Annotated in this window: 16 protein-coding genes, 1 tRNA gene and 2 pseudogenes; 10 read left to right on the top strand and 9 right to left on the bottom strand. The window is 71.8% G+C overall.

Features of this window, described 5'->3' with window-relative positions; translation table 11 throughout:
• Positions 1-522: pseudogene (locus ND748_RS06955) on the top strand (alpha-amylase); the annotation flags it as partial.
• 19 nt (positions 523-541) lie between these two features.
• Positions 542-976 carry a globin gene (locus tag ND748_RS06950; RefSeq protein WP_251744840.1) on the top strand — a complete coding sequence of 145 codons (435 nt, stop codon included), beginning with the start codon at positions 542-544 and terminating at the stop codon, positions 974-976.
• A gap of 97 nt (positions 977-1,073) precedes the next feature.
• Here the strand turns inward: ND748_RS06950 and ettA are convergent, their stop codons facing one another.
• Positions 1,074-2,756 (bottom strand): energy-dependent translational throttle protein EttA, encoded by a 1,683-nt coding sequence (ettA, locus tag ND748_RS06945; protein ID WP_251744839.1) that lies wholly within the window; start codon positions 2,754-2,756, stop codon positions 1,074-1,076.
• A gap of 195 nt (positions 2,757-2,951) precedes the next feature.
• Between ettA and ND748_RS06940 the strand changes: the two genes are divergently transcribed.
• Positions 2,952-4,286: a DUF1254 domain-containing protein gene (locus ND748_RS06940; protein ID WP_251744838.1), complete on the top strand. Its 1,335-nt coding sequence runs from the start codon at positions 2,952-2,954 to the stop codon at positions 4,284-4,286.
• Here the strand turns inward: ND748_RS06940 and ND748_RS06935 are convergent, their stop codons facing one another.
• Entirely contained in the window at positions 4,287-6,656 is a 2,370-nt protein-coding gene (locus ND748_RS06935) for a glycosyltransferase family 39 protein (RefSeq protein WP_251744837.1), read from the bottom strand. It lies immediately after the preceding gene.
• 26 nt (positions 6,657-6,682) lie between these two features.
• Positions 6,683-7,414, bottom strand: a complete 732-nt coding sequence (locus ND748_RS06930) for a single-stranded DNA-binding protein (RefSeq protein WP_251744836.1) — start codon at positions 7,412-7,414, stop codon at positions 6,683-6,685.
• Between the two features lie 408 nt (positions 7,415-7,822).
• Here ND748_RS06930 and ND748_RS06925 point away from each other — a divergent pair, with 408 nt between their 5' ends.
• Positions 7,823-8,722: an aldo/keto reductase gene (locus ND748_RS06925; protein ID WP_251744835.1), complete on the top strand. Its 900-nt coding sequence runs from the start codon at positions 7,823-7,825 to the stop codon at positions 8,720-8,722.
• A gap of 221 nt (positions 8,723-8,943) precedes the next feature.
• Positions 8,944-9,016: transfer RNA gene (locus tag ND748_RS06920), tRNA-Arg, on the top strand.
• Positions 9,017-9,170: 154 nt separating this feature from the next.
• Here ND748_RS06920 and ND748_RS34955 read toward each other — a convergent pair.
• From ND748_RS34955 to mdoC, 3 genes and pseudogenes are all read right to left on the bottom strand, one after another.
• Positions 9,171-9,248 (bottom strand): annotated as a pseudogene (locus ND748_RS34955) (helix-turn-helix domain-containing protein); the annotation flags it as partial.
• Positions 9,249-9,540: 292 nt separating this feature from the next.
• Positions 9,541-10,443, bottom strand: coding sequence for an NADP-dependent oxidoreductase (locus ND748_RS06910; RefSeq protein WP_251744833.1), 903 nt, complete (start codon positions 10,441-10,443; stop codon positions 9,541-9,543).
• A gap of 788 nt (positions 10,444-11,231) precedes the next feature.
• Positions 11,232-12,509, bottom strand: a complete 1,278-nt coding sequence (gene mdoC, locus ND748_RS06905; protein ID WP_251744832.1) for a glucans biosynthesis protein MdoC — start codon at positions 12,507-12,509, stop codon at positions 11,232-11,234.
• A gap of 1,172 nt (positions 12,510-13,681) precedes the next feature.
• Here mdoC and ND748_RS06900 point away from each other — a divergent pair.
• Positions 13,682-13,936 (top strand): hypothetical protein, encoded by a 255-nt coding sequence (locus tag ND748_RS06900; protein ID WP_251744831.1) that lies wholly within the window; start codon positions 13,682-13,684, stop codon positions 13,934-13,936.
• A 101-nt stretch (positions 13,937-14,037) separates the two neighbouring features.
• Here ND748_RS06900 and ND748_RS06895 read toward each other — a convergent pair whose 3' ends face one another.
• From ND748_RS06895 to ND748_RS06885, 3 genes are all read right to left on the bottom strand, one after another.
• A complete protein-coding gene (locus ND748_RS06895) occupies positions 14,038-18,564 on the bottom strand; it encodes a toll/interleukin-1 receptor domain-containing protein (RefSeq protein WP_251744830.1) in 4,527 nt (1,508 codons plus the stop codon).
• Positions 18,565-19,175: 611 nt separating this feature from the next.
• Positions 19,176-20,087, bottom strand: coding sequence for a hydrogenase nickel incorporation protein HypB (gene hypB / locus ND748_RS06890; RefSeq protein WP_374215863.1), 912 nt, complete (start codon positions 20,085-20,087; stop codon positions 19,176-19,178).
• Positions 20,088-20,093: 6 nt separating this feature from the next.
• Positions 20,094-20,456, bottom strand: coding sequence for a hydrogenase maturation nickel metallochaperone HypA (locus ND748_RS06885; protein ID WP_251744828.1), 363 nt, complete (start codon positions 20,454-20,456; stop codon positions 20,094-20,096).
• Between the two features lie 260 nt (positions 20,457-20,716).
• Here ND748_RS06885 and ND748_RS06880 point away from each other — a divergent pair, with 260 nt between their 5' ends.
• The 4 genes from ND748_RS06880 to ND748_RS06865 all read left to right on the top strand — a co-directional run bounded on the left by ND748_RS06880 (position 20,717) and on the right by ND748_RS06865 (position 25,247).
• Entirely contained in the window at positions 20,717-21,688 is a 972-nt protein-coding gene (locus tag ND748_RS06880; RefSeq protein WP_251744827.1) for a hydrogenase small subunit, read from the top strand.
• 70 nt (positions 21,689-21,758) lie between these two features.
• Entirely contained in the window at positions 21,759-23,366 is a 1,608-nt protein-coding gene (locus tag ND748_RS06875) for a nickel-dependent hydrogenase large subunit (protein WP_251744826.1), read from the top strand.
• 50 nt (positions 23,367-23,416) lie between these two features.
• Complete coding sequence (locus ND748_RS06870; protein WP_251744825.1) at positions 23,417-23,953, top strand: hydrogenase maturation protease; 537 nt, start codon at positions 23,417-23,419, stop codon at positions 23,951-23,953.
• Entirely contained in the window at positions 23,946-25,247 is a 1,302-nt protein-coding gene (locus tag ND748_RS06865; RefSeq protein ID WP_251744824.1) for a hypothetical protein, read from the top strand. The genes ND748_RS06870 and ND748_RS06865 overlap by 8 nt, the downstream gene beginning before the upstream one ends.
• Positions 25,248-25,354 lie beyond the last annotated feature (107 nt).

The raw sequence follows: 25,354 nt of genomic DNA, 5'->3' as shown, positions 1-25,354 counted from the left end.
GGCCGGGACGGCGCCCGGGTGCCGCTGCCCTGGTCCGGCGACGCGCCGCCGTACGGGTTCACCGCAGGCGGCGTCGAGCCGTGGCTGCCGCAGCCGGCCGGCTGGGCCGGGTTCGCGGTGCTCGCCCAGGCCGAAGATCCGATGTCGACGTGGCTGCTCACCCGCGGGGCGCTCGCGCTGCGCCGGGCCCTGCCGCACCTGCGCGGCGACGAGCTGCACTGGCGCGACGACGCACCCGCGGACTGTCTCGCCTTCGACCGGACGACCGCCGAACCCGGAACCGCCGACCCGGGAACCGCCGACCCGGCGACGGCCGAACGGGCGACGGCCGAACGGGCGACCCCGGGGGCGCCCACCTCGGTGGGTGCGGCGCGTATGACGTGCGTGACGGCGATGGGACGCGAGGTGACGATCAAGCTGAGCGGCCGGCTGGTGCTCGCGAGCGGACCTGTGGGTTACGACGGCGCGACGCTGACGCTGCCACCGGACACCACGGCGTGGGTCGCGCCCCGTGCGGACTGAGAGCGTATCGGCGGGCCGGATGCGTGCCAATGTGACGCACAATGGAGGCGTGAGCCAGCCCCGCACACCGGCCCAGCCCACGACGACCTTCTTCGATGCGGTCGGCGGCGAACCGACGTTCCGCAGGCTGGTCGCGCGGTTCTACGAGGGGGTGGCGAACGATCCGGTGTTGCGGCCGCTCTACCCGGAGGAGGATCTGGCCGGGGCGGAGGATCGCCTGCGGATGTTCCTCATCCAGTACTGGGGCGGCCCGAGCGACTACCAGGAGCAGCGAGGTCACCCGCGGCTGCGGATGCGGCACGTGCCGTTCGCGATCGGCCCGGCGCAGCGCGACGCCTGGCTCGCCGTGATGGGCGCGGCGGTCGACTCTCTGAACCTGCCGCCCGACCAGTACAAAACGCTCTGGGACTACCTGCGGATGGCGGCGAACTCGCTACAGAACCGCGCCGACTGAGCCGGCTGAGCCGGCCGGGCCGCCGGCTGAGCTCGCAGCCAAGGCGGCCGGCCGCCGCCGCCCGTGCTGGTTTCCGGCACGGGCGGCGGCTCCAGCGTCAGTCGCGCGTCAGCTTGCGGTAGGTGACGCGATGCGGGCGGGCGGCCTCCTGGCCGAGCCGCTCGATCTTGTTGGCCTCGTAGTCGGCGAAGTTGCCCTCGAACCAGAACCAGCGGGCCGGGTCCTCGTCGGTGCCCTCCCAGGCAAGGATGTGGGTGGCGACCCGGTCGAGGAACCAGCGATCGTGGGAGACGACCACGGCGCAGCCGGCGAACTCCAGCAGCGCCTCCTCCAGCGAGCGCAGCGTTTCCACGTCGAGGTCGTTGGTGGGCTCGTCGAGGAGCAGCACGTTGCCGCCGCGCTTGAGGGTCAGGGCGAGGTTGAGCCGGTTGCGCTCGCCGCCGGACAGCACGCCGACAGGCTTCTGCTGGTCCGGGCCCTTGAATCCGAACGACGACACGTACGCCCGGCTCGGGAAGTCGACCTTGCCGACGATGATGTGGTCGAGGCCGTCGGAGACGACCTGCCAGACGTTCTTCTTCGGGTCGAGGCCGGCCCGGGACTGGTCGACGTAGGCGATGTCGACGGTGTCACCGATGATGAGGCTGCCCGCGTCAGGGGTCGCCTGCCCGGTGAGCATCGTGAACAGCGTGGTCTTGCCGACTCCGTTGGGACCGATCACCCCGACGATGCCGCCGCGCGGCAGGGTGAAGGACAGGTCGTCGAGCAGCGGTCGGCCGTCGAACCCCTTGGCCAGCCCCTTGGCCTCGATGACCTGGTTACCCAGCCGCGGGCCGGGCGGGATCTGGATGTCCTCGAAGTCGCGCGGGCGGGCCCGGTCCGCCTCGGCGGCCAGTTCCTCGTAGCGGGACAGGCGTGACTTGCTCTTGGTCTGGCGGGCCTTCGGGTTGGAGCGGACCCACTCGAGCTCCTGGGCGAGGACCCGGCGCCGCTTGGCGTCCTTCTGGCCCTCGACCTTGAGCCGGCCCGCCTTGGCCTCCAGGTAGGTGGTGTAGTTGCCCTCGTAGGCGTGGGCCCGGCCCCGGTCGAGCTCGAGAATCCAGCCGGCGACGTTGTCGAGGAAGTACCGGTCGTGGGTGACGGCGAGCACGGCGCCGGCGTAGCGGGCCAGGTGCTGCTCGAGCCAGGCGACGCTCTCCGCGTCGAGGTGGTTGGTCGGCTCGTCGAGCAGCAGCAGGTCGGGCGCTTCGAGCAGCAGCTTGCACAGGGCGACCCGGCGCCGCTCACCGCCGGACAGCAGCGACACGTCGGCGTCGCCCGGGGGCAGCCGCAGCGCGTCCATCGCCTGATCGAGCTGGCTGTCGAGCTCCCAGGCGTTGCCGGCCTCGATCTTGTCGATGAGCTCGGCCTGCTCGGTGAGCAGCGAGTCGAAGTCCGCGTCGGGCGCGGTCATCTTCTCGTTGATCTCCTCGTAGCGGGCGAGCACCCGGCGGATCTCGCGCACCCCGTCCTCGACGTTGCCGCGGACGTCCTTGGTCTCGTCGAGCGTCGGCTCCTGGGCGAGCATGCCCACGGAATAGCCGGGGCTCAGGATCGCCTCGCCGTTACTTGGGTGGTCGAGACCAGCCATGATCTTGAGCAGGGTCGACTTCCCCGCCCCGTTCGGACCGACCACCCCGATCTTCGCTCCGGGCAGGAATGCCAGGGTCACATCATCGAGGATGACCTTGTCACCGTGGGCCTTGCGCGCTTTGCGCAACTGGAAGACGTACTGCGCCATGTCGTCAACCCTAGGGCATCGCGTCGACCACCCTCGCGGCGGTGATCGGTGGCGTGACCGCCCGCCACCGATTCGCCGCCCGTTCCCGCCGGCCGCGCCGGCTCTCACGGCCTCGGTGGGATACCTCCACCGGATCGCGGGCACGGAGGGTACGGGAGCCGACACCAAACAGCGAGAGGCGGCGGGCGGCAGGGTATGCGGGCGGATGACCACCGATTCGGGCTGGCGGCCGAGGCGTACGTCTTCGGCTATCCGCTGGTGAGCAACGTCCGGCTGAGCGGACGGTTCGCGGGCGAGGGGATCGGGCTGCTCGCACCCGCCGGGTTCAACGCCTTCGCCCGCATGCGTGACCTGCCGGGCCCACGCTCGGCTTTCGTCAGCGTCAACGCGGACGTGCTGCACTCGGTGGCGCAGGTCGACCTCGCCCCGGGTCCGCTGGTCCTGTCCATGCCGGACAGCGGTGACCGGTACAGCCTGCTGCTGTTCGTCGACGCATGGCGCAACAACTTCGCCTATGCGGGACGCCGGACCGGTGCCGGGCACGGCGAGTCGTATGTGCTCGTGCCGCCCGGCTGGACGCAGCCGACGCCGCCTGACCTGGTCCGCGTCGAGGCGCCGACCCGGCTGCTGACCGTGATCGCCCGCTTCGGCCTCGACGACCCGGCCGATGCCCGCCCGGTCCACCGGCGCCAGGACGAACTGCGGCTCACTCCCCTGGACCCGGGCGCGCGCCGAGCGGAGGGTCCGCCGGAGCATTCGAAGAGCGTCTGCGACGACCTGCGGTTCTGGGAGGAGCTGCGGATCTGGCTGCAGGCCTGTCCCCCGCCGCCGGCCGAGGCCGACTACGCCCGCCGCTTCGCCCCGCTCGGGATCTTCGACGACCCCTCGCCGTACGTCGATCCCGATCCGGCGCTCACCTGGTCGCTGCGCGGAGGTCTGCGCGCTGGCCGTGACGGGCTCGAGCGCGTCGCCCTCGCCGGGCGGGCACTGAGCAACGGCTGGTCCAGCACCCCGCACGCCCTCGACTTCAACCTCGACCGCCTGGGGCCGGGAACACGCGACGAGGCGGCCTGGCGAATGACCGACCGTGACCAGGCGCGGCTGGCCCGGGCGATGGCGGCCCGCCAGCCGATCGGCGCGACCCACGGCTACGAGAACATCGAGGCGACCTGTCTGGTGGACGTCGAGGGCCGCCGCCTGACGGGCGCCCACCGCTACACCCTCGACCTGGCGCCGCCGCCCCCGGCGGCGGAATGGTCGGTGACGATGTACGACGCCCCCGAGTACTACCTGGTGGACAATCCCCTGCACCGGTTCTCCCTGGGCAGTCGAACCCGCGACCTGCGCCGGGGCCCGGACGGCTCGGTCCGTGTCCTCATCCAGAGCGACCCACCGTCCGACCAGGCCGAGCAGGCCAACTGGCTGCCCGCGGCGACCGGTGACTTCCGTCCCACGCTGCGGATCTACAGCCCCGGCGAGGACGTGCTCGGCGGGGCGTACGTACCGCCGCCGATCCGCCGCGTCGACTGATCACCTGGCCCCCTCGCCTGTCTGTGGCCTGGGGTCCGGGACGACGCTGGCGTCGGCGAGGGTGACCCGCAGTGGCGGCCGGACACCCGCGCCGACCTCGTCGATCTGCCCCACCGACCCGAGCACCGTGACCGCGGGCTCGCTGCGGCCCGGCACAGCACGGCCCGCCAGCCGGACGGGGAGGATCTGCTGGTCGACGGTGCGCTCGTGCCCCTGGCGGTCCGTCGCGTACAGCGTCACGGTGACGGAGGTGCCGCGGCCGCCGCGGACCACCGTCGCCGTCGGGCGGGCCGGGGGGCGGCGCACCGCGCCCGAGCGGGCCGACCCCGTGTCGTCGTCGCGGGCCGGACCGTTGCGGGCCGGACCGTTGCGGGCCGGACCGTTGCGGGCCGGGTCGTTGCGGGCAGGGCCGTTGCGGGCAGGGCCGTTGAAGGCCAGGTCGTTCACGTCGAGACCGTCGTCGTCGACGGTGAACGTCAGCGACGTCGCCGCTCGCGGGTCGACCGGGATGGACAGCCGGTCGCGGCCGGCGGCGAGTACGAGCCGAGCGGACCGGCTCCGGGGCGGTGTGGCGCCGGCCGGGACGGCGACCGTCGCCGCCACCCGGTCCCCGGCCCGGACCGCGAGTCGCTCGACCCGCGCCGTGGAGGGCGATCCGGGCGAGCGGTCGTATGCGGGGGCGAGGCGCAGCAGGTAGGCCGGCCGCTCGGGATGGTCCGCAACCACGGTGAGGTCGTCGACACCGCGGACGATCGCGTACAGCACCGGGTCGTCGAGGTCGGGGCCGTTGGCCGTCACGGGGGTGGGATGACCGAGGAACGCCGGGTTGGCCGCGACGAACACCAGCGGCCGGTCCGGCAGCCGGCGGAGCATGGCGCGCAGATCCCGGTCGTTGCCGGTCAGTGCGAGGTTGTCGCGCACCGCCCCGGTAAGGACCACGATCGTGAGGGCGACCACGGCCGCCACGACCGGGGCGAGCAGGGTGAACCCGACGCGGCGTCCACGGCCGACCAGAGCGGCCGCGCCCCACGCACATCCGGTCGCGCCGAGGTGCACGAGCGGGATGAGCACGGCGACCATGTAGAAGGGGCCGACGTAGCGGATTCCGCCCCACAGCTCGGCGGCGTTCCACGCACCCCAGAAGCCGACGTACCCGATCAGGAACAGCAGGCCGCCGAGGCCCAGCATCGCGGCGGGCGCGGAAAGCCGCCGCCGCGCTCCAGCGGCGAGCGCCGCCGCCGCCAGCACGACGCCACCGAAGGCCCAGCCGCCGAGCAGCCAGAGATGGTCTCCGACGGAGCTCAGGCCGTCGGTGAGGCCGAAGTCGTGCCGCCCGTCGGCCGGGTAGAGCTTGCGCAACCCGAAGCCGATGCGATCGTCGGGTTCGAGCAGCGCGAACGGCAGGCGCAGCGGGTCCCCGGTCGCCGCCGCGTTCGTGAGCAGCACGATCACCGCCGGCGCGGCCAGGCCGCACAGCAGCCAGCGCAGCAGCCACCAGCGCCGCCCGGCGGAGGTCACCAGCAGCCAGACCGCGAGGGGGGCCAGCAGCAGCACGACGTCGTACGGCCGCACCGCCGCGGCGACGCCGAGCGCGACCCCGGCCCCCACCACGGGCGGCGCACGGTGGGACCGCCGGCCTCGCAACACCCCGAGCACGGTCGCCTGGAGCAGAACCAGCACCGGCAGATAGCTGAGCACCATGGCGCTCTGCAGGAGCACCAGCGGTGACAGGGCGAGCAGGGTCGCGGCCAGCGCCGCGACCCTGCGGCTGCCCGACAGTTCGACGCCGAGCAGGTAGGTGACGACGACCGCCGCCGCCGCGATGACGGCGAGCGCCGGATCGATGCTGCCGGCAACGAACAGGCTGACCGCGAAGATCGCGGGCACGAAGGGCGTGTACTTCAGGACATAGTGGTCGTCGACGACGGTGCCTAGCCATGGCAGGTAGGACTGCGCGGGATGCGGCGCGGGTGGGAACAGCCTGCCCTCGGCCAGCGTCCTGGCGTGCAACAGGTAGATGCCCTCGTCGTTGTTGACCGACAGCAGGGGAAAAACGGTGTGCCGCAGCACGACGGCGGCGGCGGCGCTGAGCACGGCGAGCACCGCGACGTACCGTGCTGCCGCCGGAACGGCGGCCAGGTGCCCCCGCAGGCGCCGGCCGGGGGCGTCCCCGCCCGGCCCGCCGTCGCTGCCCGTGGGGGTCCCTCGCCGGCCTGCTCGCTGCGTCGGGACGGCCGGAAGCACCGGACCGGAGTCCGACTCGGCGGGCGCGGGTGTGCGCCGCCTGCTCTCATGCCGGCTGCTCACCCCCGGCACGCTACCCAGCGCCGCCGGCGGCACCGGCGGCAGGTCCACCTCACCATTACCCATTGCAGTCATCATGGAGCATGAGGTGATTAGTGCTGCTCAGTGGCGGCGGAGTACGTGCGCCAAGGCGACCCGTCCACTCCCGAACCGGACGAGAAGGGGGTAGTCCCCCCTCCCCCGCCGCCGAGCGCGTCGGCCCGCGCCGTGGCCAGCGGCGCCGACGCCCCCGACACCACGCCGGCCGCTGACAGTCCGATCGCGGCGACCCCGATCGGCTGCACGTCCCTCGTCAGGGCGTGGACCAGCTCCTCCCCCGCGCCGGTGACCGCGACCGACCCGACGGGCGTCGGCTGCGGCGAGCCGACCTCGGCCGGCTCTCGCAGGTCGACCAGCGGGCCGCCGCCGGGCAGGTTGAGGCCGTTGCCGGCGACCGGTGCGGCTGCGGGCGTTGCGGGCCGCCGGGCAAGCCGCTGGGAGCGCGCCGCGTGCCAGGTCAGCTCCGTACCGACAGCGTCGGCGTCGATCTCGTAGCTGACGCGCCGCTCCCCCTCGCTGGTCTCGAACGAGCGCTGCCGCAACCGGCCGTAGACCAGCGCCCGGTCCCCGCGCACGAGGCTCGCGGCGACGTTGTCGGCGAGCTGCCGCCAGCAGGACACGCGAAGAAACAGGGTCGCGCCGTCGACCCAACGATTCTCGGATCGGTCGAAGCGGCGCGGCGTGGAGGCCAGGCGGAAGCTGCACACCGAGGCACCGTTCGTCGTCGTGCGGTGCTCCGGGTCCTCGACGAGGTTGCCGACGAGGGTGATGGTCGTCTCGAGCATGGCGTGCTCCTCGGGTCAGAGAGGAAGGGGCCGGCGCGACGTGGCGCCGGCGTCGTTCCACTGTGAGCCGCCGAGGGCAACCCCGGAAGTCCCGACCATCCGGCTGTGGATAACGAGCGTCCGTCCACAACCCGCCACACCCGACGCATCCCCGCTTCGGGCCATCCGCCCCGGACTCGCCGGGGCCCGCCCGGGGCCCGACCGGGCCAGGCGAGCAATACGGACGATCGGAGCGGGAACACCATCCCTGGGCGCCCGGTTGCCGATCCGTAGGTCGGCGAGATGCCCGGCCGTGACCCGATCGGACGATGCGGCGCCGGCCCGGCGTTCACCTGCCCCACTCCAAGCCGGCCATCACGTCCCGCCGACGTGGTTGCCCATCAGCACCGTCGTACCCGGAGGACAGCGATGTCGACGACCACGGCCAGCTCGACCACCAGCCCTGACGGCGCCCCCACGGCCGCCGGCAGCGGCACCTTCCTGCTCGGCGGCGACCTGCCGGTCACCCGGCTCGGGTTCGGCGCCATGCGCATCACCGGCCCCGGCATCTGGGGTCCCCCGGCCAATCCGGACGAGGCCCGCGCCGTGCTGCGGCGGGCGGTGGAACTCGGCGTGGACTTCATCGACACCGCCGACTCCTACGGCCCGCACGTCAGCGAGGAACTGATTGCCGAGGCGCTCCATCCCTACCCCGAGGGTCTGGTCATCGCGACCAAGGGCGGCCTGACCCGGCAGGGTCCGAATCGGTGGACTCCCGTCGCCCGCCCCGCCTACCTGCGCCAGCAGGTGGAGATGTCGCTGCGCAGGCTGAGGCTGGAGCGGATCGACCTCTACCAGCTCCACCGGATCGACCCCGCCACGCCCGTCGAGGACTCCCTCGGTGAGCTGCACGCGCTGCAGCAGGAGGGGAAGATCCGCCACATCGGCCTGTCCGAGGTCAGCGTCGCCGAACTGGCCCACGCCCGCGCCCTGGTGCCGATCGTCAGCGTGCAGAACCGCTACAACCTCGCCTACCGGACTGCCGAGGACGTCCTCGACTACGCCGACCGCGAGAGCATCGGCTTCATTCCGTGGAACCCGGTCGACACCGGCCGGCTCGCCCTGCCCGGCAGCGTCCTCGACGCCGCCGCCAAGCACCACAGCGCAAGCCCGGCCCAGCTCGCCCTGTCCTGGCTGCTGCGCCGCTCCGCCGTGATGCTGCCGATTCCGGGCACGTCGTCGGTGGCCCATCTGCAGGAGAACATCGCCGCGGCCGGCGTCGAACTCACCGATGACGAGTTCGCCGACCTGTCCCGGCTGGCCTCCTGACCGTCGGCGGCCCGCGCCGCACCATCCCGCGCCCCGGTACCTCGTCCCCGGCATAGCCCGACCGGACCAGTGAGCCGGGGCGCGGCCGCTTCTCTGTCGTTCCCGCGCACCCCCACGTGGTCGCCCGGCTCATGGCCGGCGACGTGTCCCCGCGGGTCCAGTACCTGGTCAGGGCTTGCTACCCTGGGTGCAGCTTCCCGGTAGGCCCATCCAGTACCAACGCGCCCGTAGCTCAGTGGATAGAGCGAGTGCCTTCTAAGCACCAGGTCGCAGGTTCGATCCCTGCCGGGCGCACGCGGGGATCAGGCCCACATGCTGCGCCTTTTTGATCCCCTCGTCATGTCTGCCGGTTAGGCCGCAGCCCGCCGGCGGGGACGTCGACGGGCCCGTCAGCGAACACGGCATCGATGAATCCGTCGGGTCCGCCGCCGCCAGCCCTGCGACCAGAACGTTCTTCGCCGCGCCACGCCCGAGACCGCTCGGCAAGCGCCCGGTTGTACACGTAGCGAACACAACCAGGCGTCATGGCAAGCTGCGCGGACTGCTCCGAATCCAGATAGAACCGGTAGCGGTAGCCCGCTTCACCACCTGGCTTCCCACAGCCGTCAGAATGGCTCGTCTGTTCGACGCGCCGGACCTGTTGTTGATGCGCGAACCCCGTCCCGAACGACGGGGCCTGCGCGCTACGTTTCATGGTCATCGGCTGGCGGATCGCCCGAAGGCCGAGGGCTGTGTCCGGCCCTCGGCCTCCGTGTCTCCTGGTTCCGGCGATCCGGCGATCCGGCGATCCGGCGATCCGCCCAGGTCAGTGCTTTGGGTCAGGGGACAAGGATGATCTTCCCGCGGACGTGGCCGGTGAGGCTGAGCTCGAACGCCTTCGTGGCCTCGGCGAGGGGGAAACGATCCTGGATCTCGAAACGAATCACGCCCTGCTCGGCCAACTTCACGACCGCGGCCAGCCTGTCGTCGGTCGCGGCGACCGCCGCGATCCCGGCGGCGGCGGCATGCTCGTCGGCCACGGCCGTGACCGCGCGGGACAGGTCGGGAAGAAGCGCCACCGTCGCCGCGACGGACGCCGCACCGCCGACATTGTCGATCGAGGCGTTGATCGTTCCGAGGGCCTTCACGGCATCCACCAGACCATCCCCGTAGGTGACGGGCTCCGCGCCGATCGAGCGGAGGTAGTCGTGGTTGGCCGGGGAGGCCGTGCCGATCACGCGGGCGCCGAGCGCCTTGGCGATCTGCACCGTCGCCGTCCCCACTCCCCCGGCCGCGGCGTGGACGAGCACGGTGTCGCCCTCCCGGACACCGATCTGGTGCACCGCGGAGTACGCGGTCCCGGCCGCGACGGGCAGTGACGCCGCCTGCTCGAAGTCGACGGCGGCCGGCTTCGCGATCAGCGACTTCGCGGGCACGTTGGCCTGCGCGCGGTAACCACCGGTGAAACCGGACCAGATGACCTCGTCGCCGACGGCGAACCCGTCCACGCCCGGGCCGACCGCGTCGACCACGCCAGCCGTTTCGTTACCCGGCACGGCGGGCAACTGCAGTGGCACAAAGTCCTTCAGGTAGCCGGCGACGACCTTCCAGTCGACCGGGTTGACCGAGATCGCCCGGTTCACGATCCGGACCTCCCCCGCACCCGGCTCCCCCACCGTCTCCTCGGCCTGCACCAGCACCGTCGGGCTGCCGTACTCCTCGAAATAGATCTTCACGCTCATCCTGGACTCCTTGGTCATCGGTTCGATGTCGGCACCGCGGGCCGGTGTCGACGGGTGCCGAGCGAGGCTCTGGGTGCCGGATCGCCGACCTGCCGTTGCGGGTGACCCCGGGTCGGCCATGCTCGACGTGGGCCCCGCCGCCGCTCAGATCGCCACGACACGGATGCGGCGGCGCGGTCAGATACGGAAGACGGACGCGCTCAGCGCGAACACAGCGCGGCGCTGACCCGTGCCAGATCGACATGCAGCGCTCGGTAGGCCTGGAACGAGGCCAGGACCTCGGTGACGGGGCACCGCGCCGATTGCGCGGTCCGCACCATCGCACCCGCTCCCGTCGTCGCCCGCGCGGACCGTCACCGCGCTCACAGCCTCAATCCTGTACTGAGACGCCCACCGCGGGCCCGCTATTCCCGACCTTTTCGATCGACCAGGGGACAACGCAGCGGTGACGACGCTGCACGGATGCGTATGCCGCTGGCGACGTGAGCTTGGAGCGCTATGTATCAGCCAGCCCCGGGTCGGGTCGGACCCATGCCGCGCCCCGCGAACGCATCGCTCATCGCCGGCCCTCCAACGATCTCCGGGAGTTGCTGATCTTTAATGTGTCGGGTCGGGTTGATCCGGAGCCTGATCGCCGGGGTGGGTGGTGGGGGTTGGGTAGCCCACGGGTAAGAGGTGTGCGACGGGCGACGGGTTGACCGCCGAGGATCGGGATCGTCGGGAACGGCTACGACAGTAAGCCGCACGCTTGTTCGAGCGGAGTGCGTCGAACCGGCGGCCTGGCTCGTCTAGAGGATCCAGTGGAGCTGCTGGGTCCGTTCCGGGTCCAGGTGGCCGGTCGGGGGAAGCCAGCGCAGCGGCTGGGTGCGCTCGGACTCCGGTCCGGCGGCCGTCACGGTCTCAATCCTGGTCGCGGTCGCCGCGGCGGGCCGGCGGTCGACCTGGCGCCCACCGGCTGGGAACTTTCCGTTGAAGATCTTGCGGAGGAAGGGCGACCGCAGGATGACGAAATGGTGGATGGCGAAGGTCACGCCGAAGGTGAGGGCCGTGACCAGGAGCATCTGCGACCAGCGCAGGCTCGGGTCGAACGACAGAAGCGTGGCGATGACGTAGATCCAGAAGTAGTGGAAGAGGTAGACCGTGTAGGAGGCATCGGAAAGGTAGCGGACGGCCGGCCGGGGGCCGGGAACGAGCCGGCTCGCCACGGCGAACAGGTTGACGGTGATCGCGACGGTGAACAGGGTCCGGCTGAGTACCAGGCCGGTGGACGAGGCCAGCCCGCCCGCCCAGCCCCGGGTGGACGCCAGCAGCAGGACGCCGGCCGCGGCGAGCAGGATCGGCGCGGGCCGCTGGAAGGCCGGCAGGAGTCGCCGCCGATCCAGGTAGAGAAGCACACCGAGAAGGAAGAACGGCAGGAAGTCCAGCGTCTCCTCGACCGGGAGATCGAGGGGATCGGAACCGATTGCCGGCACGACGGCGGCCCGGTACCCCCCACGGATGAGGATGGTGCCCACCATGACCGACGTGATGATCGCGGCCATGATGCGTGGACGACTGGTGGTTGCCCGCCGGTAGACGGGGCTGGCCACGACACGGGACAGCACGGTGACGGCCGCCGGGGTGCACAGCGCGTAGACGAGCAGCGCCACCAGAAACCACAGCTGCAGAAGCCAGCGCAGCTCCCCCGCCGGGTCGGGGACGGTATGTCCCTGCAGGAAGTCCAGGAATGAGATGTCCGGGTTGTGGAAGTTGTAGCTCAGCCACAGTGCGGTGGGGTTGAACAGGACCAGGGTGCACACGCAGGGAATTCCCACGCTGGCAAGCCTGCGGCGCACGGTGCGCGCGGGTCCGTACTTCCGGACGAGCATCGCGGAGAGGAATCCGGAGATAAGGAAGAAGTCCGCCATCCGGAAGAGACCGGAGGCATAGGCGATCCCGTGGAAGACCGGATCGTCACCGAGCGTCGAGGCGTGCACGAAGACGCCGCCCAGCATAAAAATGCCGCGTAACGCGTCCAGGTGATGGTAATGATCGTCCGGCGCGGACGGTGCCGCCCTTCCCCCCACGACCCCTCCACAAGATCGCCGGACCCCTCCGGCATACCCCTACGCCGACGCCTTCCGCTGAGGACGCAGGCGGACGCACTCAAGACCAGATCGTATGGAAAGCGAAGTCTGTCCCTGGCCTCGGGGCCCAGAGCGTCGAGGGGATACGGTCGAGCAGCCCCTCGACTCCAATCCGGAGCTCGAACTTTTCTCTCCATTGTTCTTCCATTGTGCCAGAGAAGACCTGGAGACCTCCGCGTCAGAGACCGTGGCCGTCTGTCGTCTGCGTCATTCTGGAGATCCGTCCGCGCGGACTCCCGATCAGCGCGGCAATAGCTGCCCGGATCGGCGAGTCTCGGTTACGTCACTGGTCAAGGCCAGACGACCTCCGTTCACGCCATGGCGCGCAAGGAGTTCGGCGAGAGCGAGACGCTTGTTTCCGACGACGAGCGCGTGACTGGTGGCGTGGCAGGTCGGACAGCGTCAGATCGGACAGCGTCAGAGAGGTCATGCACCGAGGCGGTCTGGCACCTCGTCCGCACGGCGCCGGAGCGCCTCGGTCTCCTCTTCCGTCAACCGCAAGGTCATCGCCACGACCGCCGCGGTATCTCCGGGCGCCGACCACAGGGACGGCACGCCCGGGGGATCGACTTTCCACTGCTGATCGCCGAGGATTCCGGTGCGGCGAGCATCCGAACCGCCGCCTGACGAGCGCCCGCCCCGGCGCGGCATCGGGGTTAGCCGAAAGCGCAAGCCGTCGGCGGCCTCAACGGCGACGCGCGCCCCGTCTACGCGACCGCGGCCGAGATCGCGCAGATCACAGGGGTTGCCGGGTTTCGGCGGACGAGCCGGACTGTCCGGGCGCGCTGCGGCTGCGCATCACCCGAAAGTGCCATTCGCTTGCCTCCAGCGTCTCCAGGCGATTCCCTCGGAGAGGCCAGGGAACCACCGCAAGATAGGTAGTACCCGGACAATTAGGGAGGCGCTGCGCCTTGTCATCGCGATGGACCGCGAGGAGGAGCGCACGGAGGTTCCGCCCGGGGGCGTCCGCCCTGGCGGAAACCGGCGCGACCACCACGATCGGGCCCACCACGATCGGACCCGCCGCGGCTTCGCGCCGCTGGCAGCCGGTCGGACACATCGAGGTCGGCCGGGACTGGCGACGCTGCGGGGCGGAGGAGGGCGGCTGCGGCGTGCTGCTCCCGTTGAACCAGCAGACCTGTCCCCGGTGCGGCCGGACGAATCGCGAGGACCTGCTGCCCCTGAACATCCGCCGGCTGTTGCCCACCCACGATGCCTACGACCACGCCGTGGCCGTGTTGCGAGGCACCTGGGCCGGGCCGAGACCGCATCTGCCGGGCCGGCCTGAGCTCACCGGCGCACCGGCCGCCGTGACCAGCGGTGAGGCTGCCACCGCCACGCCGGATTCCGAGAGACATGATTTCTGACTGACCGCCCGAGCGCCGCGGTGCAGTGCAGTGCGGTGCGATGCGGTGCGATGCGCTGCACCGCGGACAAGCTCCGACCTGCACCGCGCCTCGGGTGCGGTTCAGTCCTTCGGCGCACGCGCCAGATAGGCCGCGACGATGGGATGGCGGAACTCCCATACGCCGCCAGTCTGCATCAGTACTCCCCGATCGCAGGCATCTTCAAGGAAGCCGAGAATGTCGACCGGTAACGCGTGGCGCCAGGCGAGCCAGTAGCGCGCGAGTACGAACTGGCCCCAGGGGGTGTCCAGCGCCGCCGCGATTCCGCCACCGGCCAAGCCGACCAGCAGGACCGCCATCGAGGCATGGATGGAGGTGAACAGGAGGGCGGCGCCGCCACCCCATCCGGTCAGGATGGCCCCGGCGGGCAGGACGACGTAAAGCGTAAAGCGCCGGTCCTGACGCAGCGAGGTCCGCGGATCATCGCCCACGATTCTGGTCGCCGGCCGGCCGGCCGGCGACCGGCGTCGCAGCCCGCGCGGAGGAGACCGCCGCGGCGACCAGAACGTCACCAGCTTGGGAACCTGGAAGCCGGTCCCGGCTGCGTCCCGGCGCCGCAGCCACTCCACCAGCGCCAGGCCGCAGGCGAGGCCCATCAACAGGCCGGCTGTGACCCCGGCCAGAGTCGAGGCGGCGATCCCGAGAAAGCCACCGAAGGCGAGCAGGGGTAGCGCCCGGACCGCCCGCGGCACGGCCCGGTGGAGATCCCACCAGCCCAGGCTGGCGCACCGGTCGGTGGCCAGGCGCTCGGCCAGGAACCGCAGCGCGTGGAGACGAGTCTGGGCCGGATCATCCCCGGCATGGCCGGGCGGGTCGGGCTCGCCGTCGCCTCCGCGGCAGGTCGACCACAGGAACCGGCTCGCCAGCCGATCCAGCACCGCCTCCGACGAGGGGAGGCGATCCCGATCGAGCAGCTCGATCGGCTCCGGCGACCCCTCAGGCGGTTCGAGCGGCCCCTCAGGCGGCTCGGGCGGCGGATCCTCGTGGCGCGGCTGGTAGCCCGATCGGAGGAGGTCGATCGCGATGGGGTCCCGCAGCGCCTCGGCCACCGCCGATGCGGGCTCCTCGGCGAGCGCCGCGACGATCGCCGCCCACATCCCCGGCGGGCCTGCGGGCGACGACCCGCTCAGGAAGCCTGCAACGGCGCCCAGAGCAGGTCGGTGCACGGTGACCACCCGAACCCCGGGCGGCGGGCACCACCCTTCGGCCGGCCCCACCAGACCGGCCGGCCCCACCAGACCCGTGGGCCCGTCCACCCCGCCGGTCGTCGCCAGGGCGGCGAGGCATTCCTCGTCAACACCGACGATCAGGGGAAGGGTGTCGCCCAGCCACTGTCGGATCGAGGCGATGGCGGCGCCCTGGCATCGCGGTGGCAACGCGTCCAGACCGTCGAGGACCGGCAGGACTCGCCGGGCGTCGACGAGCGACTGAGCCCGGCTGACCTCGGCCACAAAGGACGTCAGCCACGGATGACGACGCTTGAGCTCGAGTTCGAGCCAGGCCGGGAAGGACATCCGCTCGGGCTGCCAGGAGGTGAGAGGCAGCAGCATCGGCACCGGTCCGCCGGGTTCACGGCGGGCATGGAGAACGTTCGCCAGCCCGGCGAGAACCGTCGCGCGGCCTGACTCCGCGTCGCCGAGCAGGATCAGGCCCACGCGGCGTCCCGCCAGCAGGCCGCCGGCCAACTCGTCGAGGGAGGGCCTGCCGGCAGGCGAGACGTCCCCGTCAGTGGGCTCGCCATCACTGGGCTCGCCATCACTGGGCTCGCCGCGGTCGGCGAGCAACGGCATGATGGCGGCGAGGTCACCCAGTCGCGCCTCCTCCTGCGCGCGGGCCTGCGCGGCGAAGCGGGCCGTCGTCACATCCTCCGCGACGCCGGCCAACCGACGCTGGAGCTCCAGGTGTCGGAACTGGTAGATCGCACCGACCCTGCGCAGCACCTCTCGATGCAGGTGCGCGTCGTCGAGAAACGCCGCAAGCCGCCGGGGCAGGACTCCCCGCCGCGCGAGGCGCCACCGCACGACCGTGTAGGGAGCCCAGGCCGTCCGCCCCATCGCCACCGCCAATCCGACGGGGAGCGCGAACAGGGCAGCCAGGAAGGCCGCGACTCCGACACCCGCTTCGACCGAGATCGTGGACGTGACGGCCAGGATCAGACTGAGGCACGCGCCGACGCCGAGGAACGTGCCCAGCCCCACGATGGCGAGAATGGTGGCGAAGACCCGGCGGTCGTCGGCCATCAGCCGGCGCGGGTCCGAGGTCGTCGTGAGGTCGGCCGTCTGCGCCACGGTCGTGGTCAGCAGGACGCCGGTCAGGCAGGCGAGCAGGACCGCCGTGGCCCCGAGCGCGACGGCGGTCCCCACGCCGTACCGCTCCAGGAAAGCCGAGGCCCCGGTTCTCGTGCCCAGTTTCGCCACGATCGCCGCGAACGCGATCAGTGCGCTGTAGCCGACGGTCCGGGGACTCGCTTGCCGGAGCCGGAACCGCACCGCCCGCGCGGGCGGCCTGACGCCCCAGCGGCGCACCCCGCCGACGGAACTGAACGCGATCCCCGACACCAACACGCACCAGACCAGCAGACCGGCCCACACTGGGCCGAGTGGCCAGGCCAGGAGAACCAGGCGACCCAGGTGCGGGCCGCTGACTCCCGGCCACAGCCGGACAAGCTGCGCCGCCACGGTTGTCACGAGTAAGCCCAGCATCAGGACGACCCAGATCGCCAGGCCACCGAGGCACCCGTACCAGTACCGGTGCCGCGCCGGCACGGCCTGCGGAAGCTCCCACCAGGCGAGATCGGGGCTACCACCACGGGTGTGCTCGAGGTGGCGGGCGAGGAAGGTCAGCCAGTGCTCGGCGTCCGCCGCCAGCCAGCGGGGCGAGTTGCGATAGGCGGCCGGGATGAACCGGTCCAGCAGGTGCCGTCCGACCGCGGTCGGATCGCCGGTCCGGCCGAGGGCAAGCAGGTCCTGCGGGTTCGGCGGCGCACCGCTGTGCTCGCCAGGCCGTGGGCTGTAGACCGCCCGGGCCAGCGCGGTCATCAGCGGGGTCGACAGGGCCCCCCGCAGGGTGGCGGCAACCCTTCCGCCAGCCGAGTCCGCTTCGTGGCCCGGGTCGGCCGGGCCGCCCGGGTCGGCGAGGAGATCGGGGGCGGGATCGGCGGCCGGATCGACGGCGGGATCGGCCGCGCGGACATCGACGAGTTCGGCGTCCGGTGGGCTGATAGCCCGCAGGACCGGCTCCCATCGCCGTCGGGTCTCCGGGCCGGCCGCGGTGGCCCGCAGGTAACGGGCGACGGCTCCCGGTTCCAGCGGACACAGTTCGATTCCGGCGGTGCCGGTCAGCCGGATCTCGATACCTGCCGAGAGCCGGACCGCCTCTCGGTACTGCTGGACGCGGGCGGTCACCACCATCCGCAGGCCGTTGCGCAGCCCATCGTTGATCTGCCCCAGGACCACGCCGCGTGCGTCGCCGGGGATCTCGTCCAGCCCGTCGAGCAGGAGGGTCACGAGCCCCTCGTCGAGCAGTCGGCGGGCCGGGTCCGGGCCGGACCGGCCGGCCGGCATCGTCCCCAGGCCGTATTCGCGCAGGCGGGCCTGCACCCAGTCGTCGAAGCTCTCCCCCACCCGCGGGCGCTCGCCGCCCGGGCGGGCCGGATTCCATGACGACAGCGACAGCAGCACCGGAACCGGCCCCGATCGCCGGCGGCGGCGGAGCAGATCGAGTACCAGACGCACCAGGAGCACCGACTTGCCGGCACCGGGTTCACCGAGGATGAGCAGCCGGCCCGTCGGGATGCGGTCGAGGACATCGGCGAGGTCGCTGCCATCGCCCGCGAGCCCGCCGGGATGCGAGGCCCACTGGTCGGGTGACGGCTGCGGCCAACCGGCGCTGTCGGACGTGGCGAGACCGACCAGGGTCGGCCAGTCGGTCACGAGGTCGGGATCCGCCGGCGCCCAGCGCACCGGCAGCAGTGTCTCGTTGAGGCGGCGGCGGCGGAATTCCTCGTTCCACTGGGCGCCTATCTTTTCCGCGAGTTCGTTGGCCGCCGCCGCCAGGACCGGGTCGACCGGGTCCGGTACACCTGGGAAGATCGGCTCACCCGACCCTGCGCGGTGCTGGGATGAGCGAGCCTGCGGAAATACCGGCTCGGCGGTCGGCCGGGCCCGGCCGATCATCGCCGCCTGGACCGCGGCCAGCAGCGTCTCTTTCGCCACCTCGGGCGGAAGTCCGAACAGGTCGCAGGGGACGATGCCGTTCATCAAGCCGGGCAGCGGGCCGGGCTCAATTCGGACCGGAATGAGCTGTCGACGTTCCCCGCGGGGATCCAGCTCCCACGCCTTCTGCCACACCGTCTGGGCGAACGGTGAATTCAGGTAATGCGGGGATACGACGGCGAGGAAATGGGACGCCGTCTGCAGGCCGCTCTCCAACGTGGCGCTCCAGCGGGATCCGGGCACGTTGTCCCACGCTGGCAGCAGAACACTGTATCCGGCTACGTCCTCGAGCTGCCAGGCGATCCACGCGGCCCACTCGACGTCCTGCGGCAGGTTGGAGACGAAGATGTCGTAGGCCTGTCCCCCCGAATCCACCCGGACAGCATCTCAGACGGCGATCCGGGCCCCGCGCAATGCGGGCCCCTTTGGCACGGATCGCCGGCGGCCGATCCCGCCCGTCGGGCCGCTGCCAGCGCCTCCGCCCAGATGACCAGGTCAGCCACGCCCCGCGGGGCCGAAACACGGCGGGGAAGGCGACCTTCGGCGGCGGCCGGACCGGCGGTGCGACGGCGACGACGACGGAAGGGAGTTGCGGGACCGCTTCGGTCGCTTCCCGCTCCGACGGGGATCAGCAGATCGCCGACGACGGGGGGTAGGGGTGGCAGGGGTGTCCAGGCGGTGGGCAGCCGGCGCCCGTGGTGAGGAAGCCGAAGGTGGCCGCCACCGCGACGGCGGCCAATAGCCGGCGTTTGACCGCGTAACGTGGATGCCTGCGATTTCCGCTGGATGGGCGCATGTGTCGACCTTTCCGCGTTCCGCAATCCCGATCACAGCCTTTCTACCGGATCGATCGCAATAACCGGACGCGACGCGCCGACCGTCCCCCGATCCAATGTTCGATCATCGCCGGGTCGCCGACTTTCTGGAGACGGACCAGCGAATTTCCTGCCGACGCCGAAATGTCAATCAAATCAGGGTACTGCCGGTCACCGGGTCGGGGCCGCACCAGGTGCTCCGAGCGGGTCTGCCAGCCAGTCACACCAGGCATTGACGCCCATTCCGGTGCGGGCGCTGATGGCAAGCACGTCCACCCCCGGATGGACGGCGTCGAGGTTGCGCCGGAACGCCTCGGTGTCGAAGTCGAGATGAGGAAGCAGATCCGTCTTGTTGACGAGCACGAGATCGGCCGAGCGGAACATCACCGGATACTTGAGCGGTTTCTCCTCGCCCTCGGTCACGGCGAACACCATGGCGCGCCGGTCCTCTCCGACGGCGAACTCGGCGGGGCACACCAGATTGCCGACGTTCTCGATGATGACGAGATCGAGTTCGGCGAGCGGCAGCCGGGGCAGCGCGGAGGCGATCATCGGAGCATCCAGGTGGCATTCCCCGCCGAAGCCGTTGCCGGTGTTGACCAGGGCGATCGACGCACCGAACCCGGCGAGACGGTCGGCGTCCAGGCTGGTCTCGATGTCCCCTTCGATGACGCCGATCCGCCGGTGCGGCGCGAGGCGGCGCAGCGTCTCGGCGAGCAGGGTCGTCTTTCCTGCGCCGGGCGCGGACATCAGGTTCACCACGGTGACGCCGGCCGCGTCGAAGGCCGCCCGGTTGGCCCGCGCGACCCGCTCGTTCTCGCCGAGAATCCGCTCCAGCACCTCGACCCGTTCCGCGCCGGTGCGGTAGCCGGAATGGTCGCCCACCGAACCGGGCCGCGCATGACCGTCCTCATGCGGATGGTCATGCGGATGGTCATGCGGACGGCTGCCTGGGTGTGACTGGCTGGCCGGATGTGGCTGGCTGGCCGGATGTGGCTGGCTGGCCGGATGTGGCTGGCTGGCCGGATGTGGCTGGCTGGTCGGGTGTGGCTGGCTGGTCGGGTGTGGATGGAATCGACCCATGGTTCGTCACGCCTCCACGGCGTCGGTCGCCACCTCGAAGGAGGTGACGAGAAACTCCTCGCCGCTGACCAGAACGACGTCGGTGGTGCCACAGCCGGCGCATCGTAGGATCGGCACGGCCAGCTCGCTGTGCGCGCCGCACCGCCGGCAGCGCACCCCGGCCGGGACGGCCTCGACGACCAGCACCGACCCGGCCAGTACCGCGGTCCCGGGCTCGCCGTCGTGCGCCAGCTCCCAGCAGTAGACGAGCGTGGCCGGCACCACCTGCCGCAGTGCCCCCACCCGCAGATGCACCCGGGTCACCCGCCGGCCGGCCGCGTGCCGGGCGACGATGTCCGCGACGGAACGGCAGATCGACAGTTCGTGCATCGTCCCGCCCTCCTGACGTCCGCCGGGCTCACTGACCGTCCAGCCGGGCTCACTGTGGTCCTGCCGCGCACGCAGCGGCAAACGCCACCACGCATTGGTGGCAGCCTCCGCACACGACGCATCGGCGTCCCCTTCCCGGGCACGTAGCGTCGCTGTGCCGGCGATCCTCGTGCGGCCTGAGCCACGCGACGCGAGGCGCGCGGCGACCGGTCGCGACTGCCGCCCCACCGGCTGCCGGCCATCTGACGAAGGGACCACCGATGTCATCCGTGCTCTGGTTTCAGGGTGGGGCGTGCAGCGGCAACACGATGTCGTTCCTGAACGCCGAGGAACCCACCGTCATCGACCTGATCACCGACTTCGGCCTGGACCTGCTCTGGCATCCCTCGCTGGGCCTGGCCACCGGTGGGCAGGCGCGGGAGCTGTTCTGGAACTGCGCCCGGGGCGAGCGGCCGGTCGACATCTTCGTCTTCGAGGGTTCGGTGATCCGCGGCCCGGACGGTAGCGGCCGTTTCGACGTGTTCGCCGACCGGCCGATGCAGGACTGGGTGCGCGACCTCGCCGGACAGGCGCAGGTGGTCGTGGCGATCGGGGACTGCGCCTGCTGGGGTGGGGTCCCGGCGACGGCGCCGAACCCGACCGACTCCACCGGGCTGCAGTTCCACAAGCGCGCCCCGGGTGGCTTCCTCGGCCCGGACTTCCGCTCGCGGGCCGGGCTGCCCGTCATCAACGTGCCGGGCTGCCCGGCCCATCCGGACTGGATCACGCAGATCCTGGTGGCGCTGGCCACCGGCCGCGCCGCCGACATCGCCCTCGACGAGCTGCACCGGCCGCAGACGTTCTTCACCTCGTTCACGCACACCGGCTGCACCCGTAACCAGTACTTCGAGTACAAGCAGTCGACGCTGACCTTCGGCGACGGGACGCGGCAGGGTTGCCTGTTCTACGAGTTCGGCTGCCGCGGGCCGATGACGCACTCCCCGTGCAACCGGATCCTGTGGAACCGGCAGTCGTCGAAGACCCGGGTCGGGATGCCGTGCATCGGCTGCACCGAGCCGGAGTTCCCGTTCTTCGATCTCGCCCCGGGCACGGTCTTCGCGACCCAGAAGGTCGCCGGCGTCATCCCGCGGGAGGTCCCCGAGGGCAGCGGCCACCTCACCTACCTGGCCCAGGCGGCGACCGCCCGGCTGGCCGCCCCGGAATGGTCGAAGAAGGACATGTTCGTCGTCTGACCCCGCCGGCAGGGCGCGCGTCCCGCCCGGGAGCGGCGCGAGGAACCGCACAGGAAAGAAGAGAGTTCCGATGACGACCGTCGATCTCAACGTCAGCCCGATGGGGCGCGTCGAGGGTGACCTCGACGTCCGGGTCACGATCGACGACGGGGTGGTGGCCTCCGCCTGGACCGAGGCGGCGATGTTCCGCGGCTTCGAGATCATCCTGCGCGGCAAGGACCCGCAGGCCGGCCTCATCGTGACCCCGCGGATCTGCGGGATCTGCGGCGGCAGCCATCTGTACAAGGCGGCGTACGCCCTCGACGTGGCGTGGCAGACCGAGCTGCCGCCGAACGCGACGCTGATCCGCAACATCGCGCAGGCGTGCGAGACGCTGCAGAGCATCCCGCGGTGCTTCTATGCGCTGTTCGCCATCGACCTGACCAACCCCAGGTACGCCTCCTCCCAGCTTCACCCGGAGGCGGTGCGCCGGTTCACCCCGTTCACCGGGTCCAGCTACGGCCCGGGGGTGGTGCTGTCGGCCAAGCCGATCGAGGTGTACGCGATCTTCGGCGGACAGTGGCCGCATTCCAGTTTCATGGTGCCGGGCGGGGTGATGTGCGCCCCGACGCTCGCGGATGTGACCCGCTCCATCGCGATCCTGGAGCACTGGAAGACCGAGTGGCTCGAGAAGCAGTGGCTGGGCTGCTCGGTGGAGCGCTGGCTGGCCAACCGCACCTGGGCGGACGTGCTTGCCTGGGTGTACGAGAACGAGGCCCAGCACGACAGCGACTGCGGCTTCTTTCTGCGCTACTGCCTCGACATCGGCCTCGACGGCTACGGCCAGGGCATCGGCAACTACCTGGCGACCGGCACGTACTTCGCCCCCGACCTGTACGGGCGGCCGACGATCGAGGGTCGCAACGCGGCGCTCATCGGCCGCTCCGGGGTGTACGCCGGCGGCGCCTACACCGCGTTCGACCAGGCCCGGGTGCGCGAGGACGTCACCCATTCGTTCTACGCGGGCAGCTCGGCGCGCCACCCGTTCGACGGGGAGACCAATCCGATCGACCCGGTCCGCGGCCGCGAGCAGGGCAAGTACAGCTGGGCGAAGTCCCCCCGCTACGACGTGCCGAACCTCGGGTACGTACCGCTGGAGGCCGGCCCGCTGGCCCGCCGGGTCGCCGCCGCCGCCCCGGGCGCGGCCGCCCACCAGGACGATGACCCGCTGTTCGGGGACATCCTCGACGCGATCGGCCCGTCGGTGCTGGTGCGCCTGCTCGCCCGGATGCACGAGGCCGCCAAGTACTACCAGTGGGTGCGTGGCTGGCTGGACCAGATCGACCTGCACGAGCCGTTCCACGCCACGCCGGTGCAGCGCGCCGACGGGCGCGGCTTCGGCTCGACGGAGGCGGCCCGCGGCTCGCTGTCCGACTGGATCGTCCTGGAAAACGGCAAGATCGCGAACTACCAGGTGGTCACGCCGACGGCCTGGAACATCGGGCCCCGCGACGGTGCCGGCACGCCCGGCCCGATCGAGGCCGCGCTGGTCGGCACGCCGGTCGCCGACCCGGCCGACCCGGTCGAGCTCGGCCACGTGGCCCGCAGTTTCGACTCCTGCCTGGTCTGCACCGTTCACGCCTACGACGGGCGGACCGGCAAGGAGCTGAGCAGGTTCGTCATCAACGGGGACCTTTGACCACCGGACGGGCGGTGCCCACCGGACGGACGGAGCCCACCGGACGGGCGGTGCCCGCCAGCCCCCGGGTGCAGGTCGATCCGCCCGGGTTCGAACCGCCGCGCTGCGACACGGCGGTGATCGGCTGCGGGAACCTGCTGCGCGGCGACGACGGGGTGGGACCGATCCTGATCCGCCGCCTTGCCGAGGCGGGCGTGCCGGCCGGGGTGCGCCTGGTCGACGGCGGCACGGCCGGGATGGACACGGCCTTCGCGATGCGCGGCGCGCGCCGGGTCGTCATCGTCGACGCCGCCCGCACCGGCGCCGCGCCGGGCACCGTCTACCGGGTGCCGGCCGCGGAACTCGCGGATCTTCCCCTGCACCTGCCACACCCGCACGCCGTGCGCTGGGACCAGGCGCTCGCCTTCGGCCGCTGGCTGCTCGGCGACGACTACCCGACCGACGTCACCGTCTACCTCGTCGAGGCCGGCGGTCTGGAGCCCGGTGCCGACCTCACCCCGGCCGTGCGCCGCGCGATGGAACGGATGCAGAAGCTGATCCTCGCCGACCTGTCCGACAAGCACAGCGAGGAAGACCCACGTGACTGACCGCGACGCCGCGACCGACACCGCCACGACCGCCACCTCGACGAGCGACACCGAGACGAGCGACACCGCCGCGCGCTGGGCCCGGCCGCAGCCGGTCGGGGTGTTCCCGCTGCCCGCCGGCTTCCTGCTGGTGCCGGGCGGCGACGACACGGCCGAGCTGCGCCGCACGCTCGCCGCCGGACGCCGACCGGACGCCTGGCCGGCGCGGCTGCTCGCGTTGGAGCTGGCCTACCGCGGGGACATCGTCGGGGCTGCGACCCAGATTGACGGCGACGACCCGATCGACCGGTACAACCGCTTCGTGCTGCGACCGGGCGGCCCCCCGATCGAGGACCCCGCGCGGCTTCGCCAGGCGCTGGGCGCCGAACTCGGGATCCTCGTCGACGTGGTCCGCTTCGCCCTCGGCGATCTGGCCGAGCCCCCGCCGTTGGCCGGGGAGACCGGCGAGATCGCGGCGCTGGTGCACTCAGCGCACGCCGCCCACGCCATGGCCGCCGGGCGGACCGGCCATGCGGCGGGGGCACTGGGCCGGGCCGTCGCCGCGGCGTGGGGGGCCTCCCCGGGCCTGACCGCGCAGCTGTTGTCGACCGCGGCGGACCTGCGTCGCAACGTCGAGGGGCCGACCGACGAGGTCCTCGCCGACCTGACCGCGGCGCTTGCCGCCCTCGACGCCACCGACCTCGTGATCGCCCGTGCCGAGCTGCGTCTGGCCCTCGGCGCGGCCCACCAGGAGCGGGCCCGCGACGACGCGGCGGCCCTGCGCACCGCGGTGGAGCACTACCTGGCCGCGCTCCGACTGATCAGCCTGGACAGCGCGCCGGAGCTGTTCGCCGCGGTGCAGGTCAACCTGGCTACCGCCTACCTGGCCATGCCGATGAGCCAGGCATCCGACCAGTTGCGGATCGGCGTCGCGATCCAGGGGCTGCGCACGGCGCTCGCCGTGTACACCCCGGAGACCCACCCCGAGCAGTGGGCCAGCACGCAGCTCAACCTGGCCAACGCCCTGGTCTACGCGCCGTCGGCACACCAGAAGGACAACCTGATCGAGGCGGCGGCGCGCTACCAGCAGGTCATCGTCGCCCGCGATCGGAAGACCGATCCGCTCGGCCACGCCCGCGCGCTGGCCAACCAGGGCAACGCACTGGCCCATCTCGGCGCCTTCGACCAGGCGACGGCGGTGCTGCACGAGGCCCGCGCGATCTTCGAGGAGTCCGGGGCGGACGACGCGGCGCTGGCGGTGCGCGGCGTGCTCGACGAGGTCGCCCGCCGCCGCAGCGCGTCCGGGACCTCGTGAGATCCCCCCGGTCGACGGCCACCGCCGCCAGCACCGGGACACCCACCCCCACCGCGGCGGGGTGGCGGCCGCGCGTGTGGCTGGGGGCCCCGGCGCCGGGCGGGCTG

Origin of the sequence: Frankia sp. AiPs1 (assembly GCF_023716945.1) — a bacterium.
Taxonomy (GTDB): domain Bacteria; phylum Actinomycetota; class Actinomycetes; order Frankiales; family Frankiaceae; genus Frankia.
The sequence above is the reverse complement of the archived record's forward strand: the minus strand, read 5'-3'. Positions and strand labels throughout refer to the sequence as shown.